Source organism: Algoriphagus jejuensis (genome assembly GCF_039523455.1).
Classification (GTDB): Bacteria; Bacteroidota; Bacteroidia; order Cytophagales; family Cyclobacteriaceae; genus Algoriphagus; species Algoriphagus jejuensis.
On the sequence record NZ_BAAAFI010000004.1, the window covers coordinates 94,341 to 111,985 of the forward strand.

15 protein-coding genes are annotated in these 17,645 nt (G+C 48.7%); 4 read left to right on the plus strand and 11 right to left on the minus strand.

The window, feature by feature from the left end:
* Nucleotides 1-536: 536 nt before the first annotated feature.
* A complete protein-coding gene (locus ABD031_RS05895; RefSeq protein WP_343849414.1) occupies nt 537-2,783 on the minus strand; it encodes a Tex family protein in 2,247 nt (748 codons plus the stop codon).
* Between the two features lie 630 nt (nt 2,784-3,413).
* Here ABD031_RS05895 and ABD031_RS05900 point away from each other — a divergent pair.
* From ABD031_RS05900 to ABD031_RS05910, 3 genes are all read left to right on the plus strand, one after another.
* Entirely contained in the window at nt 3,414-3,986 is a 573-nt protein-coding gene (locus ABD031_RS05900) for a TlpA family protein disulfide reductase (protein ID WP_343849416.1), read from the plus strand.
* Nucleotides 3,987-4,086: 100 nt separating this feature from the next.
* Nucleotides 4,087-6,420, plus strand: a complete 2,334-nt coding sequence (locus ABD031_RS05905) for a glycoside hydrolase family 95 protein (protein WP_343849418.1) — start codon at nt 4,087-4,089, stop codon at nt 6,418-6,420.
* A 498-nt stretch (nt 6,421-6,918) separates the two neighbouring features.
* Nucleotides 6,919-8,712: a hypothetical protein gene (locus ABD031_RS05910; RefSeq protein WP_343849420.1), complete on the plus strand. Its 1,794-nt coding sequence runs from the start codon at nt 6,919-6,921 to the stop codon at nt 8,710-8,712.
* Nucleotides 8,713-8,816: 104 nt separating this feature from the next.
* On the opposite strand, the gene ABD031_RS05915 is transcribed toward ABD031_RS05910, so the two are convergent.
* The 10 genes from ABD031_RS05915 to moaA all read right to left on the minus strand — a co-directional run bounded on the left by ABD031_RS05915 (nt 8,817) and on the right by moaA (nt 16,776).
* Nucleotides 8,817-9,548, minus strand: coding sequence for an ATPase (locus ABD031_RS05915; RefSeq protein WP_343849422.1), 732 nt, complete (start codon nt 9,546-9,548; stop codon nt 8,817-8,819).
* A 1-nt stretch (nt 9,549) separates the two neighbouring features.
* Entirely contained in the window at nt 9,550-9,843 is a 294-nt protein-coding gene (locus ABD031_RS05920; protein WP_343849424.1) for a hypothetical protein, read from the minus strand.
* A 58-nt stretch (nt 9,844-9,901) separates the two neighbouring features.
* Nucleotides 9,902-10,807 (minus strand): bifunctional molybdenum cofactor biosynthesis protein MoaC/MoaB, encoded by a 906-nt coding sequence (gene moaCB, locus ABD031_RS05925; RefSeq protein WP_343849426.1) that lies wholly within the window; start codon nt 10,805-10,807, stop codon nt 9,902-9,904.
* A 7-nt stretch (nt 10,808-10,814) separates the two neighbouring features.
* Nucleotides 10,815-11,606 carry a nucleotidyl transferase AbiEii/AbiGii toxin family protein gene (locus ABD031_RS05930; protein WP_343849428.1) on the minus strand — a complete coding sequence of 264 codons (792 nt, stop codon included), beginning with the start codon at nt 11,604-11,606 and terminating at the stop codon, nt 10,815-10,817.
* Nucleotides 11,603-12,391 (minus strand): type IV toxin-antitoxin system AbiEi family antitoxin domain-containing protein, encoded by a 789-nt coding sequence (locus tag ABD031_RS05935; protein ID WP_343849430.1) that lies wholly within the window; start codon nt 12,389-12,391, stop codon nt 11,603-11,605. Before ABD031_RS05935 ends, ABD031_RS05930 begins: the two co-directional genes overlap by 4 nt.
* Nucleotides 12,392-12,627: 236 nt before the next feature.
* Entirely contained in the window at nt 12,628-13,074 is a 447-nt protein-coding gene (locus tag ABD031_RS05940; protein WP_343849432.1) for a molybdenum cofactor biosynthesis protein MoaE, read from the minus strand.
* Nucleotides 13,075-13,080: 6 nt separating this feature from the next.
* Entirely contained in the window at nt 13,081-14,151 is a 1,071-nt protein-coding gene (locus ABD031_RS05945) for a ThiF family adenylyltransferase (protein ID WP_343849434.1), read from the minus strand.
* 3 nt (nt 14,152-14,154) lie between these two features.
* Nucleotides 14,155-14,394 carry a MoaD/ThiS family protein gene (locus ABD031_RS05950; protein WP_343849436.1) on the minus strand — a complete coding sequence of 80 codons (240 nt, stop codon included), beginning with the start codon at nt 14,392-14,394 and terminating at the stop codon, nt 14,155-14,157.
* Nucleotides 14,395-14,610: 216 nt separating this feature from the next.
* Complete coding sequence (locus ABD031_RS05955) at nt 14,611-15,795, minus strand: molybdopterin molybdotransferase MoeA (protein ID WP_343849438.1); 1,185 nt, start codon at nt 15,793-15,795, stop codon at nt 14,611-14,613.
* Nucleotides 15,796-16,776, minus strand: a complete 981-nt coding sequence (gene moaA, locus ABD031_RS05960; protein ID WP_343849660.1) for a GTP 3',8-cyclase MoaA — start codon at nt 16,774-16,776, stop codon at nt 15,796-15,798.
* 284 nt (nt 16,777-17,060) lie between these two features.
* On the opposite strand from moaA, the gene ABD031_RS05965 reads away from it, so the two are divergent.
* The gene (locus ABD031_RS05965) at nt 17,061-17,639 is read left to right on the plus strand and encodes a YdeI/OmpD-associated family protein (RefSeq protein ID WP_343849661.1); all 579 of its coding nucleotides are present in this window, start codon (nt 17,061-17,063) and stop codon (nt 17,637-17,639) included.
* Nucleotides 17,640-17,645 lie beyond the last annotated feature (6 nt).

Sequence of the window (17,645 nt, forward strand, 5' to 3'; positions counted from 1 at the left end):
AGAGGAGTTTCTTCAAATCCGTTAGCTTTTGCATGCTAAGCCCGCGATGTCCTTTCAAGTTAGATCGATGAATTGCTGGACTAGTCAAAAAATCCAGTCCACCCTACTCCCATAAACAGTGCCCTAACATTAAAAAATCATGCGGAACTCTATCGAAAACCACAATCCAACTACGTATCCCGGGTGTGTGTGCCTACAAACCGTAAGACAATTATCCACTAAGCTAGCACCTCTTTCTGCGTCCCACTGAACGGTATGCTGTGGTTTGTATCTGTCTCAATTCACTTCTTTCCCCCCGATGTCAGTGTTTACTTATCGCCGGCCGCTTGGTAGCCCGTTGAATAGAGTCACCATTTCAAGTGATTTTTTTTCCAAAAAAAAAAACTGGTCTGTGCGGACACAGACCAGGGATATCTTGCGATTAACTTTTTCCGCCGCTGTGAGTGTCCCCACTCACATCCTGACAATAGTTGCCCAGCTAGTGAACACTATTGGGGCGTCATGAACGTTGATTTTTACTCTTTACCGCTCTATCCTCACCTTCCAAATTTCCCCCTCAGCGCCGCCAGCTTATCGGCCATAGTGCCCTGGGGATCTTCTGTTTTTGCAGGCTTCGGATTTGGCTTTCCTTGGCTTTTTCCACGCTCCGCAAAAGGATCTGACTTCATGCTCAAGGCAATCCGCTTTCTTGGAATATCTACCTCCATCACCGTCACCTGCACTTTTTGATTGACGGACACGATTTCATTGGGATCTTTCACAAAGCGATCCGCAAGATGGCTCAGGTGAACCAAGCCATCCTGATGCACTCCGATATCCACGAAAGCCCCAAAGGCCGTGATATTGGTCACCACTCCCGGCAGCTTCATCCCTACCTTCAGATCCGACATGGAGTTGACCCCATCTTGGAACGCAAACACCTCAAACGTCTCCCGTGGATCTCTTCCTGGTTTGGAGAGTTCTTCCAAAATATCCTGAAGCGTCGGCAAACCCACCGTCTCAGAGACATAGTTTTTCAGGATGATCTTGCTGCGCAAATCTTCCGAACTCATCAATTCCTGCACCGAGGCTTTGAGGTCCTTGGCCATCTTTTCGACCAGTTCGTAGCGTTCCGGGTGAACCGCAGAGCTGTCCAAGGGATGCTTGGCATTGCGGATTCTAAGGAAGCCAGCCGCCTGCTCAAATGCTTTGTCACCCAATCTGGGCACTTTCTTGAGTTGGGCGCGGGAGGAAAAAGGCCCATTCTCCGCACGGAAGTCCACGATGTTCTGAGCCAAGCTTGGCCCCAAACCTGAAACATAAGTTAAAAGCTCTTTGGAAGCGGTATTCACCTCCACGCCCACGCCGTTTACCGCCGACATCACGGTATCATCCAAGGCATTTTTCAGCGCATTCTGATCTACGTCGTGTTGGTATTGGCCGACACCGATGGACTTAGGATCGATCTTGACCAGCTCCGCCAACGGATCCATCAGTCGGCGACCGATGGAAACGGCACCCCGAACGGTCAAGTCCAAGTCTGGAAATTCATTTCGCGCGACTTCCGATGCCGAATAGATCGAAGCGCCCGACTCATTGACCATCGTGACGATCACCGACTTGGGCAAGCCAAGGCTTTTCACAAAAGCCTCTGTCTCACGACCAGCCGTCCCGTTGCCGATGGCGATGGCTTGGATGTTGTATTTTTCCACCAAACCTTTCACAGTCATCCCTGCTTCCGCAGTTCGCCGCTGCGGCTCATGCGGATAGATGGCTTCGTAGTGCAAAAATTGACCCTGCGGCCCGAGACACACCAACTTGCAACCGGTTCGGAAACCCGGATCGATGGCCATCACGGACTTTTCGCCCAAAGGAGCGCCCAAGAGCAATTGACGCAGGTTTTCGGCAAAAACCCGGATCGCCTCTTCGTCAGCTTTCTTCTTGGTCAGCAGACGAACCTCCGTTTCCATGCTGGGCTTCAACAGTCTTCGGTAGGAATCTTTGACCGCTAGCTTCACCTGGTCAACAGCCGAGTTTGCGGCGTCCTGGATGACTTCTTTTTCGATTCTGGCCAAGGCGGAAAGCTCCTCCGGACAGGAATCCAACATCAGGAACAGCTCCTTTTCCCCTCTCCGCATTGCCAGGACGCGGTGAGATGGCGCAGACTTGATCGGCTCCGACCAGTCGAAATAATCCTTGTATTTGATCGCTTCGTTTTCCTTGCCGGGGATCACACGGGAGCTAAAACTCCCTTCTTCCAGAAAAAGCTTGCGCATCTTTTCCCGCACTTGGGCATTTTCATTGATCCACTCGGCGATGATGTCCCGGGCACCTTGGAGTGCTTCCTCGGCAGTTTTTACCTCCAGCTCCTCGTTCAAAAACTTCTCCGCCTCAGCCTGAAGGTCGAAGGACGTCTGAGAGAAAATCCGCTCGGCCAGCGGCTCCAGACCTTTTTCTCGGGCGATTGTCGCCTTGGTCCGGCGCTTGGGCTTGTAGGGCAGGTAGATATCCTCGAGCTTGGACATGGTCTCGGCACCTTCGATGGCCTTTTTCAATTCCGGCGTCATCTTGCCCTGCTCCTCTACGGATTTGAGGATCGCCTCGCGCCGCTTGTCAAGTTCCCGGAGTTGCTCGATTCGGTCACGCACCGCAGCCACCTGCACCTCATCCAACGTGCCGGTGGCTTCTTTTCGGTAGCGGGAAATAAAGGGAACCGTCGCCCCTCCGTCCAAAAGTTCAATGGTCGCCTGTACTTGGTGGGGCTTTACGCCCAGCTCGGAAGCGATTTTAATCTCGTACTGCATAGTATTTGGGGAATTCAATTCAATTTTGGAGCTGCAAGATAAGGTTGCTTTCGAAGACAAAAAGTCTCGATTGTGAGGCATGTCACTAAGCGTCTGATTTATTGATTGTAAAATTGGGGCTTGAATTGCAAAATTTAAAAATTGAACGATTGGGTGGAGCGGTGTCAGGCTGAGCGGAGTCGAAGCCAAGTCTTCGACCGTTTACCAAATGACAGAATTCATTATTCTTAAATTAACATATTGCCATAAACCAATTCAACGCCACTACATAATAAGTTTACGATTTTCTTTTTCTTTGTTCTTTTGGCTTGACCCAAAAGAACCAAAAGGTCAAGATTTGCCAAAGCTCCCACCGCACAAGGCCGAACACTGGCTCGCTGGCAAATCATCCCACCGCGCCTTTCCGATTGTGTTTTGTCCTAAGAAGGTGAATTCTATCGTAGTACCACATTGTATTGGCATTTTGTATCTCAGCGCGCTATCATCTCTGTTTGTATATTCTTAAATTATTAGAACTCGGACTGACAAAGTTCGTAGGCTGTATTTCAGCTAAACCTCCGAGGTTTTTGAAAACCTCAAAGGCTGTTCACAACCTCGTAAATCGAAGATCAAAAATCTTAAATCCCAAAAATGAATTGGAAAAAAGAGTTTAAGTCATGGGGCCTGATCTTGGCCTTTTTCGCATTTCTCTACTTCACTGGCTTGCTGCCCGTGATCCAAGGGGGCTTGCAGTCAGTGCTGCTTTCCACAGGTTTGATGCGGCCGAAGATCGAAATTCCGGATCTCACAGATCAGAAGTTCGACTACCGAGGCCGATTTGTGGGTTTTGAAGGAAAGGAAATCAACCTGCAGGACTATCGCGGCAAAACCGTTTTCATCAACCTATGGGCTTCCTGGTGCGGCCCTTGTCGGGCCGAGATGCCACATATCTCGGAACTTTACAAATCAGTCAAAGACACGCCCAATCTGGAATTTCTCCTGATAGGGCTGGACAACGACATCAACAAAAGCAGGGATTTCTTGGAGGGAAAGTCCTGGGCTTTTCCTACCGCCCATGCGAGTTTTGGCCTGAACAAAAGTCTCCAAAGCGAATCCATCCCCACAACCTTGGTGGTCAATAAGGAGGGAAAAATCGTCTTCTACCAACAGGGTATGAGCAATTTCAACACGGAGGAGTTTCGGGATTTCCTGAAATCTCTATGAGCTAAACTGGCTTTTTGAAGCTCCCAAGAGGTATTTTTTAGATGAACAGGTTGGCTGGATTGATGATTTGTCGTAATCTTGGCACATACCCAAGTAGCTGATGAAAAAGTACCTCGCTGTCGTGCTCTGCACATTTTTGACCATTTTTTCCACTTATGCCCAGAATTCCATCCTCTGGTACAATCAACCTTCTGAAAAATGGGAAGACGCACTCCCGATCGGAAATGGCCGTTTGGGCGCAATGGTCTTTGGCATCCCCGGCAAGGAGCACATCCAGCTCAATGAGGACTCCATGTGGCCCGGCGGGCCGGATGACTGGGGCTTGGCCAAAGGCACTCCCGCAGATCTCGCCCAAATCCGTGAATACCTCATCGCGGGAGATCACAAGAAAGCCGACTCCCTCCTGGTCCTGAAATTTTCCCGCCAGGATGTCACCCGCTCCCACCAAACCATGGGCGACCTTTGGTTTGACTTTACTTGGAACTCGATCACCGAATACAAGCGAAGCCTTGATCTGCACACGGCTGTCACCCTCACGGAATTTAAGAGCGAGGGACATGCAGTCTCACAGGAGGTCTTTGCCTCAGCGCCGGATCAGGCGATCCTAATCAAACTCAAGACCGATCATCCCGACGGATTCCGAGGGCTGATACGCATGGATCGCCCCATGGACCAGGAGCATCCGACCGCAGAAAGCACAGCCCTCAACGACAATCTATTGGAGATGAAAGGCATGGTCACCCAACGGAGCGGCCAGATAGACTCCAAGCCCTTTCCGATCTTGGACGGAGTCAAATTCCGAGTGCTGCTGCTGGCGCAAAATCAGAACGGCGAAATAAGGGCTACGGCCAATGGACTTCAAGTAAACGGCGCCAAGGAAATCCACCTCAAGCTGGTGGCTGAAACGAGCTATTACGAAAAGGACTTTGAGAAAAAGGCCGAAGCAACCCTCGACGAGATTGCCTTCGCCAGCTGGGGGCAGCTGAGACAGGCTCATGAGCGGGAATACCAAGCCTGGTTTGATCGGGTCAGCCTCAGTCTAGGCGCAAGCCAGCCGGACAATACTCCTACCGACCAGCGCATCCAAAATGCAAAAGCCGGACAAGCCGACCTTCACCTCGAGAAACTGCTCTTTGACTTTGGCCGCTACCTACTCATCTCCTCCTCCCGTCCAGGCACTAACCCCGCCAATCTACAGGGACTGTGGAACCAGCACATTGCCGCACCTTGGAATGCCGACTACCATCTCAACATCAACCTGCAGATGAACTATTGGCCGGCCGAGGTCACCAATCTCAGCGAGCTCCACGGCCCACTCTTTGACTTCACCGATGGGCTCATCGAAAACGGCAAAAAGCCTGCTTCCGAAAACTTCAACATGAAGGGAGCCATGCTTCCGCATGCTACGGATCTTTGGAAGGTTCCTTTTCTCCGGGCGCGCACGGCCTTTTGGGGAAGTTGGATGGGCGCAGGCGCTTGGCTCGGCCGACACTATTGGGAGCATTATCTCTTTACCCAGGATCGGGAGTTTTTGGAAAAAAGAGCTTTGCCAGCCGTGGAGCAAATTGCCCAATTCTACTCCGACTGGCTGATCGTTGACCCTCGGGACGGCACCTTGGTCTCCGCTCCTTCTACTTCTCCGGAAAACCAGTTTATAGACGAAAAGGGAATCCAAGCCGCCTCGACTATGGGCACCGCCATGGACCAACAAATGATCGCGGATATCTTTGAAATCTACCTAAAGTCGAATGAACTGTTGGGAAAAAGATCCAGCTCGACGGACAAGATCCAAAGCCAACTTGCCCAACTTCGTCCCGGAGTGCAACTGGGTTCGGACGGAAGAATCCTCGAATGGGATCGCGAGTACGAAGAACCTGAGAAAGGCCACCGCCACATGTCCCACCTCTATGCTTTTCACCCCGGCGCAGCAATCACCCAAGAAGACACGCCGGAGCATTTCGAAGCAGTGAAGAAGACGCTGGACTTTCGCCTTGCCAATGGCGGAGCTGGCACTGGCTGGTCTCGCGCTTGGCTGATCAACTTCTCCGCCCGACTTATGGACGGGGAGATGGCCCACGACAACATCAAGAAACTACTTGCCACAGGCCTGTACAACAACCTGTTTGATGCGCATCCACCCTTCCAGATCGACGGCAATTTCGGCTACACGGCTGGAGTGGCCGAGATGCTTTTGCAATCACATGAAGACGGAATCATCCGCGTATTGCCGGCTTTGCCGAAAGCCTGGCCATCAGGACAAGTGACCGGATTGAAGGCCAGAGGAGGATTCACCTTGGACTTTACCTGGGCAAATGGTGAGGTGAAAACCGTGAAGATCAAGTCCGAAAAGGGCAAAAAAGTCATCCTTTTTGCAGACGGTTCCGAGATCGACCTGCAGCTAAAAGCCGGAGAAAGCATAGAAATGGAGTTTTGAGTTCCTCTCTGCGACCTTCAACCCTCCAAGGGTTTCGAACCGTTGCAGGGTTTGGATAAACCAACCGTTATCCTGCTTCTCTAGAAGCTGGGCTTTCACCTTTCACCTTCTATTTTCGGACTTTACCCGCAGTCTATTTTACTGCAACGAAGACGCTGAAATAATTTGAGTGAAAGTCTTTTTAGCTCTGACTCTGAACCTCAATCCAACGATACAGCTCCCCCATTTTCAAGATCATTAAGAACGTCTCCACATTCAAATGATCTAGCGCCTCTCCGCCCAGACATCGAACCTTCAACTCTCCATGGGATTTTGAACCCTTGGAGAGTTCTGGATAAGTCTACCAAGCGCGAGATTGAAATCTAAAGAAGAACAGTGCTATTCCTCATGTCTCAGCCTGATAAATGTCAGGCAGGCACAAAGCCAAATTCACCCTTTTGGGCTCGCCCTCGGACTAGCTTTGTTCTTTCCTATTGATTCAATTCCCCGCGTACTACCATGCTCCAATCTTCAGCACTCCATACCTTCCACATCCCCGTAATGGGATTGGGCTATACGGTCGACACCCCACTTAAAGTGGCCAGATTTGGCATCTCCAGCGTCGTATCCATCATGGACGATTTTCTGCTGGAGGATATGCGAAAAATCCATTCCCAAAAGCTCCATTTGCCTTTTTCTCCCATTCCAGAATCCGTAGAAGACTATCGCGCAGAGCGCGTGAAGGCATACCTTGACCTCTTGCACCAAGTCATCCAAAGCCAAATAGAGGCTCTCAAGAATGATAATTGGGACACAAGCGAATCCATCGCCCAGTTGGTCGCGCTGCTTCCCGAGGACAGCCAGATTGCGCGACTTTTCGCAGAATATCTAACAGCAGAAGCTTCCGAAAAGCCGGAATTGAAAAGCCGGATTTTTGGTCTACTGAAACCTGGAGCCGTGGATGTCAACATCATGACCAAGGTGGACAAGCTCAACTACGATCGGGAAGGCGAAGTGCTTCCAAGGGAATACTCCGACGCACTTTCCGCTTTGCGCGGCTTCGCCAAGAGCAAACTGGAGGCTTCCGTGGTCTTTTCCGCAGGCATGAATCCTGCGCTCTACAGCTACGCAGAGCAGTTTGCGGACTTTTTTCCTGACGAAAAAGGAAATCTCAAAAAACGCATCATCCTCAAAGTGAGCGACTATCGTTCTGCCTTGATCCAAGGGAAGTTTTTGGCAAAAAAAGGCCTCTGGGTTTCTGAGTTCCGCATCGAGTCCGGCCTCAACTGTGGCGGACATGCTTTCGCCTCCGACGGATTTCTGGCCGGTCCTATCCTGGAGGATTTCAAGACGAACCGAAGAGACCTGATCGAAACCATCCGACAATCCTGCAATGCAGCTTTGGCGGAAAAAGGCCTTCATATTTTGCGCGAAGACGAGTCCATCAAGATCACCTACCAAGGCGGGATCGGCACAGCTGGGGAAGACAGTTTCCTGAGAAAGCACTATCAACTTCACGGCACCGGTTGGGGCAGTCCTTTCCTGCTCGTCCCCGAAGCGACCGCGGTGGACGAAGTGACGATCCAGCGAATCATCGAAGCCAAACAGTCCGACTTTTACCTGAGCCATGCCTCGCCGCTCGGGGTACCTTTCAACAACCTGCGGACCAGCAGCGGGGAAGTTCAGCGCAAAGAACGCATCGAAATAGGCCGACCCGGAAGCCCCTGCTACAAGAAATTCCTGACTTTCAGCACTGAGTTTACCGAAAAGCCCATCTGCACGGCATCGCGGCAATACCAGGTTTTGAAGTCCAAACTGTTTGAAGAAGGGAAGATCAGCAGAGGTGAGTTGGATGAGATCTTGGAAAAAGACTGTCTCTGCGAGGGATTGAGTGCTCCGGCGATCTTGGCTCAGGGAGAAAACCCGAGAAGAAATCTAAATGCCGTGACGATATGCCCTGGGCCGAATTTGGCCTATTTCAAGGGAACTTTCAGCCTCAAGGAGATGGTCGACCACATTTATGGTAAGATCGCGCTAAAGCTGGAGTCGGATCGCCCGCACGTCTTCGTGAAGGAAGCCCAGCTCTATGTGGACTATCTGAAAAAGGAACTTCAAAAGCTGATTCCCGAGGCCTCTGCCAAGCAGGAAGCCTATCTGGAGAAGTTTCGTAAAAATCTGAATCTAGGCCTAAGCTATTATCAGGATCTGATCAACACCATCCAGTTGGACACGGAGGAAATCATCGAAAAGATGAAGCTGCAATTGGAAGCGCTCAAGAACGAGGTTGAAGATTTGAAGCCTGCTCTGGTATAAAACAAATGTGCTGCTTCTGGAGAAGCTGGACAACATGAGCCTGCCCCACTTAGCGGAAGCGACATAATTTTACCCCCTGAAACCAGTTGCGGATAAATCCTTTCTCAGCTAGAATGGATTAAATATTTCACAAACCAACCAGGAACCTTCTCAGTATCAATAATTTTCACATCAATTCCCTCGGTAATCTCAGCAATCAGCAAACTCGCTACTCCGGAATTATCCCAGATATATGCCCTGTTGCTTTTTTTTACCGCCTCTTTCAAGTTCAGTAAACTTCTAAAATATCTGCTTTTAATTGCTTCTGGAGCTACACCATGTCCAAGTTGAGCGACTCTTACATTCACTCTACTCACATTGATTTCAGGATCCTCAGTAGCCACAAAGTATAAATAAACCCGGTATCCATTCTGTTTCGCCTCATCAAAAAAAGTCAATTTACTCTCATGACTCATTACAGTTTCATAAGTAAAAGAAATTCCCTTCGCCAGTAACTGTTGCCTGATAAATTCTGCCAAATCTGCCGCTAAATAAGAATCTACCGAAGTATTGATGTGAAGCACATTATCTTTCACTTCCAATTTGGTCCATAGATCTGGCTCGCTTCTTTTTTTGGGGGCAAATTGGCTTATTTTAAAAAACTCCTTTATTTGAAAGTCACTTATCATGAGTTGATAAGAATTAAAAAGCAGCACTCTACTTTCTCTAAGTAAACTTTCAATATCATCTGCATTCACATAAACGCCAAAAGGAATTTCAGCTTGAAGGCTTTTGATTATGGTTGTTTTCCCAGAGCCATTTGGGCCAGCGAAAACTCTCATTCGCTTGGAGGCCATATTATTTTAGCTTAAAAGACCTTCGCAGTTGGATTGTAGGCTTTTCAATTTTACGTACGAATTTTTTGTCGTGATCCTTTTGAATTTGAAACAAATCTCCGTTTTCCACAACAAACATAGGTATGCTGGTTTCTTTTGCCTTTTCCCCAGCTTTGAATGTCCCTAAAATTGCCGCCCCAGCCAGTGTACCAAGGCTTGCATTTTCTCCGTTGTTTTTTGACAACAATGAACTCATAGCTGTCCCGATCAAACCCTCAGCGACAAGCGATTCCATTATTTCTTCATCGTTTTTCATATCTCAAACTTAATCATTTTCTATACCACAATTGCATCATTATATCGCGGGCAAAAACTCAATGCCTTCCTCCCCCGAGGATATGAAACACATGCAGGATTGCCGGAAACACCGCATCCATGGACTCGCTGGCTCCTGCTGCCGAACCCGGCAAAGCCAAGACTAGCATCTTGCCAATCGTGCCAGCCACTGACCTGGAGAGCATGGCAGTAGGCACACGCTGCTGTCCATAGGCCCGAATAGCCTCCTCGACACCGGGAATTTTTCGGTTTAGGATAGGTTCCAAAGCTTCAGGCGTGATGTCTGTTGGCGATAGGCCTGTGCCTCCCGTGAAGATCAAGATATCGGTCTCCTGAGCTACGGCATCATGGGCAGCGTTTTGGATTCGGTCGCTGTCATCGGGGATGACGACGTAATCTATTACCTGCACGCCGTAGCTTTCGAGCTTCGCAATGATTGCTTTTCCGGATTTGTCCTCTCCTTCCCCTTTCGAGATCGAGTCCGAACAGACCACAACGGAGGCGCGTAGCTTGCTGAAGTCAGATTTTTGATCTGATTTACCGCCCCGCTTCTCCATCAACTTGATATGCTCGATGCTGATGCCCTTGTCAATCGGCTTCAGCATGTCGTACATGGTGAGCGCGACCACCGAGGCAGCGTGCATGGCCTCCACCTCCACGCCGGTCTTGTAGACCGTGTGAACTTCCACCAAAACCTGGATTTCCATCTCCCCGATCTCATAGCTCACGGAAGTGAATTCTATCGGCAGCGGATGGCAATCCGGAATCATATCGGCAGTGCGTTTGGCAGCAAAAAGCCCTGCCGTCTTTGCCATCTCGAGCACATCTCCTTTGGGAACCGTGCGGTTCTTCACGGCAAGGATTGTCTCGGGTTTGCTCACGCATACGATAGCCTGTGCAATGGCTTTTCGAAGTGTGGGCGATTTATGGGTAATGTTGATCATGTTCGGTTCAGATTTTCGTAAGCAATTCATCTTTAAGCCATCGCATGGCGACTCTTTGGTCATATTGGATTCCCGGCCTGAGTAGTGCCTCCATATCTCCTACAAATCCTGGATTTGCCTCTTTTTCTTCCAGATTCAATAAAAACTCCCGCTGACTGGGAGGTCTTTTGCCAGTTGCAAAATGCATGTATTCTTTGAAACAACGGACTATTTTTTCAAGGTCCAAGTTTCTGTTTTGCCTGGAATAATCCAAGTCAAATAAGTCCCTACCCTTACTTCGCTGGTACAAAGCCCGCATCTTGCTTCCCAGCAACTCGTGAATATCATAGGTGCGTAAACTGGCCCGTCCTGTAAACCATTCACTTTTCACTTCAAAGGGAAAATCCACCCAATCCAGTACATGAAAATGCTCTCGACAATTGATTTCGAGCTTTAACCGAAGACGAATTCCCTCATATTCAGAAGAAAATCTGTACAAAGCTTTGATCCCATGCCCCCTGTTTTCCGTCTTTCGTTCCTCTTCAAAAAAGCTAATCACCTCAGCCAAGCGCTCCATGACCGGCTTTATCGGGCCGGGCTTCACCTGCACCAAATCGATATCCTCAGAATATCTCGGCGCTGGATTCAGATACAACTTGTGAAGCGCTGTCCCTCCTCTGAAAGCGAGATTTTCCCTCAAAAATTCATCAGAAAAAAGCTCCACCAAAACTCGGGAAATAACAAGATCCTGCTCTACCTGGAAGTATTGCTTCCATGGGGCATGCTCTTGCCATTTTGCTATGAATGGCTTTGGAATCATAAATCGTTTTCCAACTTGACGTTCACATCTACCTTCCATCTGTTGTCAACTGCACCCGGCTTTTGGAAAGCAGTCGGAGATAGCAGCACCGGAAAATACCCTTCAGATTTCAATAAATCCAATATTGCCTCTGAGGCAAGCTCAGGACGTACTAGCTCCAGGATAAAACCAAGCCGCTGCAGGCTGCTCTTATGGGGATACCAACTCAAAAGCTCTGAAAGGTCTTGTTGGGAAATCTCCTCCGCCAATTCCTCAATGACTGCCAACATTCTGTTGATTCCTCCCAACTTGCTTTGATAGTGGATCAAATCAATTGCTGTCAATGCCGGACTCGAAATTCGGAAAATACCCGCATCTGACCTGCGTTCAGAGATATTCGCGGATGGCCATTGGGACAAGGTGAAAAATCGGATATCCATGCCTTTCTTTTTTATGTCGCCGAGCTTAGGGGATTCAGTCATCACATATTCCCGTTGGGATTGTTGGTGACTGGCACCATGAAATTTGGCGGCACTGTAGTGGCACAGGTAATAGCGCCTGTCTAAACTTTTAAACAGTTTTTCTATATAAAGTTGTATCGGTAAAAGACCAGACTTGGAATATCTTGGAGGGATAATCAGATAAAATCCCTTGCGGAGGTTGACAATCTCCATTTTTTCGACAAGTCGCGCGAGCTCAAACTTCAAAGCGACCCTATCCGAGTGGGTTTGCTCGATGATTTCCTCCAGAGAAAAGGAATAGTTCTCGATAGCCAAGAGATGTTTGATGTAATCCTTCGCTCGCATCTTAGTATAATTTTACAAAAAGTAGTAAAAAACGCTGCTTATCGCAAATTTTTACTAAGATCTTTCCAGCCCGACTTTAGTCTTTAAGGTTTTAAAAATCTCGAGAGTTTCGCGTTTGCAGAGCTCCATGTTGGATTAGTCACTATTTCAACTCCCCGACCTCAATTCCAAAATCCTCCAATTTGAGCGATGGGCCACGTCGTGCATCCAACATCCGGCATCGGACACTCGACACCTCACACATTCACCTTCCAGACGTGGTCATCCGAGTCGAGGATCTCCTTTCCCCACACGGGGAGTTCGGCTTTGATGCGCTCCACAAGCTCGTCACAGGCGTCCATCGCTGCTTTGCGGTGCTTGGATGAGGTAAAAACAAATAGGCAAAGCTCCCCGACTTTCACAGACCCCAAACTATGGTAGATGTGCATGCAGGTCAGCGGATACTTTGCAAAGATGGCTTCCCGAATCTCAAAAGCCTTCTCCAGAGCCATCTCCTCATAGGCCGTGTAGTCAATGGCTATCACCTTTCCTTCGGACTTTTCGTCGGCTCTTACTTGGCCGAGAAAGATGCTGTGGCCACCGATGTCCGTCTTGGAACTGTGGTTGGCTATCGAATGGGCAATTTTTTCAGGAACTATTGGCCCCTGAACGAATATGTTTTTGGGTTTGCGTTCTTTTTCCATGTCAGGTTACTGGGGTTTTAGCGCACTGATTCCGCCTTTGATAGAATAAATTCGCTTGTCAGGAAATTCATTTTGAAGCTGTCTAGCCGCTTTTTGGCTACGTATTCCGCTTTGACAGAAGAATAGGATCTCTTCGGATTCGTCCAGCAAGTGCAGTTGTTGGGGGAGATCGGACAACGGGATTTTCATCAGACCAGTACATTCCAGGGGCGGCATCTCCCCGGGTTCACGGACATCTACAAAGGCCACATCCATGCCCATCCTGCCCATGGCTTCTGTCCAGGTCAACTGTTTGACTCCCTCACAGGCCAACTCGTAATCCATGATTTCGAAGGAGGTCATCGAAGCAGGCATTGACTCGCGACTTTCAGGGTTTGGTGAGAGCTCCACCTCGTAACTTTGAGAGGAGATGCTGTTGAAGAAAAGGACTCGGTTTCGAAGTGGCTGTCCAAAACCGCTCAGCACTTTGATTGCCTCCAGTGCCATCAAGTTGCCGATGATCCCTGGCAAAACGCCCAAAACCCCTGTTTCAGAGCAATTGGGAACTTCTGTCGCAGATGGCATCTGAGGGAAAAGATCGCGGTAGTTGCAGAAGTTTTCACCCAGATTAAAGACCGAAACCTGTCCTTCATGCTGATAGATTGCTCCAAAAACCAAGGGCTTACCGAGCAAAACACAGGCGTCATTGACCAGGTATCGCGTGGGAAAATTATCCGAACCATCGATCACCAGATCAAAGTCCGAGATCAGTTCCTGTGCATTTTCTACCGAGATAAATTCCGGAAAAATCGACCAACCGATGTTCGTGTATTTATCCTGAAAGTGGCGTACAGCCGTTTCGGCTTTATTTTTCCCCAAATCTTTTTCTCCAAAAAGCACTTGCCGGTTGAGGTTGGAGATTGCGACCGTATCCCCGTCGACTACCCCTATCTTACCGACTCCCGCAGCAGCGAGATAAAGCAGGATCGGGCAGCCCAAGCCACCTGCTCCGATGAGCAAGACCTTGGATCTCTGAAGTTTCTGCTGCCCCTCTATCCCAAAACCGGGAAGGATAACTTGTCTTTCGAATCGGCTCATATTTTATCCTCCGGAAAAAGGTGGCAACAGGGCTATCTCTGCCCCTTCGGGAATTACCTGAGTGCCGGAAATTAACTTTTTATTGATGGCGAGGCTGAATTTGAGAGATCTCAGGTCAGGAAATTTGGAAAGCAAATCTTCCAAAAGCAGTCCTGAATCTGCGCTGTAAGCCATTTCTAAGTCAGCAGTGCCTAGTTTTTCAGCTATCAACCCAAAGGCCTTGATGTGTATTGTATTGGGCATTTACGCGGGTAATTTTTATTTTAAAGATAACACAAGGATGGCAGAATGGATCAATTATCACAGCCAAATCGATCATGCCTATGGCAGTTCTAACAAGATTTCATCGGACCTGTCCGTCATCTCGGGAAAAGGCATCTCCTTGGCCAAGACGTAAGCCCTGAACTTTCGAGGAAAATGAATTCTGGTAAAAGTCCCGGAGCTAATTCAAAGCTTTCCTCACCACGTATAAAACGCCACAAGACTTCCCACCCGCACATGCTCGAGGTCTTGAGGGATCTCCGCCAGTCCATCAGCCACTCCAAAGGGCAGTAAATTGAAAGATTCCTGACCGGACAGCAAGGTGATTTTTCCGTTGTCTAGCTTGGCTTTCAAGAAAAAAGTGAGTTCAGAGCGCTTGTTATAGTCCTGTGCGATCGGCAAATAATACGGGCCCACCCAAGCGGCAGGATTTCCCATCCACTCCATCAGGCAGGGTTTGACATATTGCATGAAACAAGACAAGACCGAAGCAGGATTTCCAGGAAGTGCGAATATAAGTTTCTGTTCTTTTCTGCCCACAAATAGTGGTTTCCCGGGTCGCTGTCTGATTTTATAAAAAAGCTGTTCGACTCCGTTCTGCTCCAGACCACCTTTGACGAAGTCATAGTCCCCGACGGAGATCCCGCCAGTCAGCAGCACAAAATCGGCACTTTCCAAGGCCTCAGCGATCACTTGCGTGACTGCACCTTCCTCGTCTTTGACTCTGAGGACTTGGCAGTCACTTATCCCCAAAAGCTCCAGATAGGCTTGCAGCGCCGGTCCATTGGAATTATAAATCTGCCCAGGTTGCAGCGGATTTCCCAGTTCTATGATCTCATCGCCGGTTAGGATCAATGCGACTTTTGGCGCTGGAAAAACTTCAATCTCACTGATTCCAAGCGAAGCCAACAGGCCAATAGTTCCTGGAGTAATCTTGGTTCCAGCACCGATGATCGCCTCGCCTGCACGACACTGAGCGCCTTTTTTTCTAACATTGTTCCCTACGAAAAATCGATTAGCCTCGAAAGAAATCTCATCTCCAGTTCGGTCAATGTACTCCTGGGGGATTACCGTATCAGCTCCTTGGGGCACCGGAGCGCCGGTAAAAATCCTCACGGCTTTTCCACTTTCAAGAGTGAAATTCATTTTTGCGCCAGCCTGAATTACATCGACAACTTCCCAGCTTTCCCGAACTTCGCTCAAAGAAATCGCATAGCCGTCCATGCCCGAATTATCAAAAGAAGGCACATCCATCGTTGCCAAAATCGACGTGGCAGTGTATTTCCCTTGGCTTTTTCCCAAGGGCAAAAAAACTGGAGCTCCTTGAATTCGCTGTGATTTGAGAATAGATTTGGCTTCGGAAACATCTATGAATTCTTTCATTTATCCTCCTATGGTGATCATGCTTCGGTTGTCTATCTTGTCTGGATCGGCTTTCAGATAATCGGAGGAAAACTGTCCTCCAAGTGCGGCGTGCTTGATCGAGACTGATTTTTTGATCAGGGAAACGACGTCTTCTCCAGCGCGCAAGGCTGCCAACAGATCCAATTCATCTTTCCCAAACAGGCAATTTTTCATCTTCCCATCCGCAGTCAAGCGCATGCGGTTGCATTCCCCGCAGAAATGCTCGCTCATCGTGGTGATAAAGGCGAAAGTCCCAGCAAAACCTGGAACTTTATATTTCTTGGCGGTGTCGTGCTTCTTGTCTTCCAGCTTTTCGACCGTAAATTCAGTCTCAGCCAACGCCAACATTTGTTTTGCCGTCACGACCTGTTTGCTCGACCAGTGGTTTCCCGCGAAAGGCATAAATTCAATGAAACGCACGTGAAGCGGCAATTTCTCGGTCACGCGAACAAAGTCGCAAATCTCCTCCTCGATCATCCCGTGCAGTGCAACAGCGTTGATTTTGACTCGGAAGCCTTCCTGCAGGAGCAGATTTATATTTTCCCAAACAAGATCAAACTGATCTCTTCGGGTTAGTTTGTGAAATTTTTCGCGATTGAGCGTATCCAAGCTGACATTGACCGAGCGAACTCCGGCAGATTTCAGATTTTGGATGTGCTTATGGATCAGTACGCCATTGGTGGTGAGGGTTGATTCGACGGGTAGTTTGGCGATTCCGGCTAGAATCTCCGGAAATTCTTTTCTGACCAGCGGCTCCCCTCCGGTCAACCTAATCTTGTTTACCCCGAGCGAAACAAACACCTCTGCCATTTTCAAGATTTCGTCTTTGCTCATCAGTTTGGACGAGGGCATCCACTGCATCTCCTCCACCGGCATGCAATAAGTGCAGCGAAAATTGCAGTTGTCCGTCAGCGAGATCCGCAGGTAATCGTGTGTACGTCCGAAGGTGTCCTGAAGCATATGCGATGTTAGGGACATTTGAGGGAAAATAAAACCCAAATAAAAGTTCTGATCACTAGAGCGGATCCTTTTTTTAAAGCAATTTCTGTAAACCAGAGTAAATTCCGGCCCGTTTGCTCGCCTCATATATCGGTCTGGCGTAGAGCAAAGGACAACTTTCAGGTGAGAACAATTTCTTTCAAACCTCCGATTGAGGGAATCTGATTGTTGCCAAATGCTTTTGGGAAAAAGTCCAAAATGAGCAAATTGCTTTTTGAAAAAAGATCTGAAGTTTACCCCGCATGATGAACCCAAAAGTTGACTTCTATTTTGAAAAGGCCGAACAGTGGCAAGATGAATATCGAACGCTTCGGGCCATTTGTCTGGAGACCAGCCTGACCGAAGAGCTAAAGTGGGGTTGCCCCTGCTACACTTTTCATGGAACAAACGTGGTGTTGATCCACGGATTTAAGGACTATTGTGCGCTATTGTTTCACAAAGGTGTTCTGCTCAAAGATCCCGAGGGAATCCTGATCCAACAGACAGAAAACGTCCAATCCGCGAGACAGATTCGCTTTACCGATGTCAAGCAAATCCAAGACTTAAAGGCAGAACTCAAAGGGTACATTTTCGAAGCGATCGAGGTCGAGAAAGCGGGCTTGAAAGTGCCGATGAAAAAGACTGCTGATTTTGAGATAGTAGAAGAATTTGAAACCAGGCTCGCCGCTGATCCCGAGTTAAAAGCCGCCTTTGAGGGACTGACTCCGGGACGGCAAAAGGGATATCTCCTCCACTTTGGGCAAGCCAAACAATCCAAAACCCGGGAAACAAGAATCGAAAAAAGCATCTCGAAGATCTTTGATGGCAAAGGATGGAATGAGTAAAGGTCA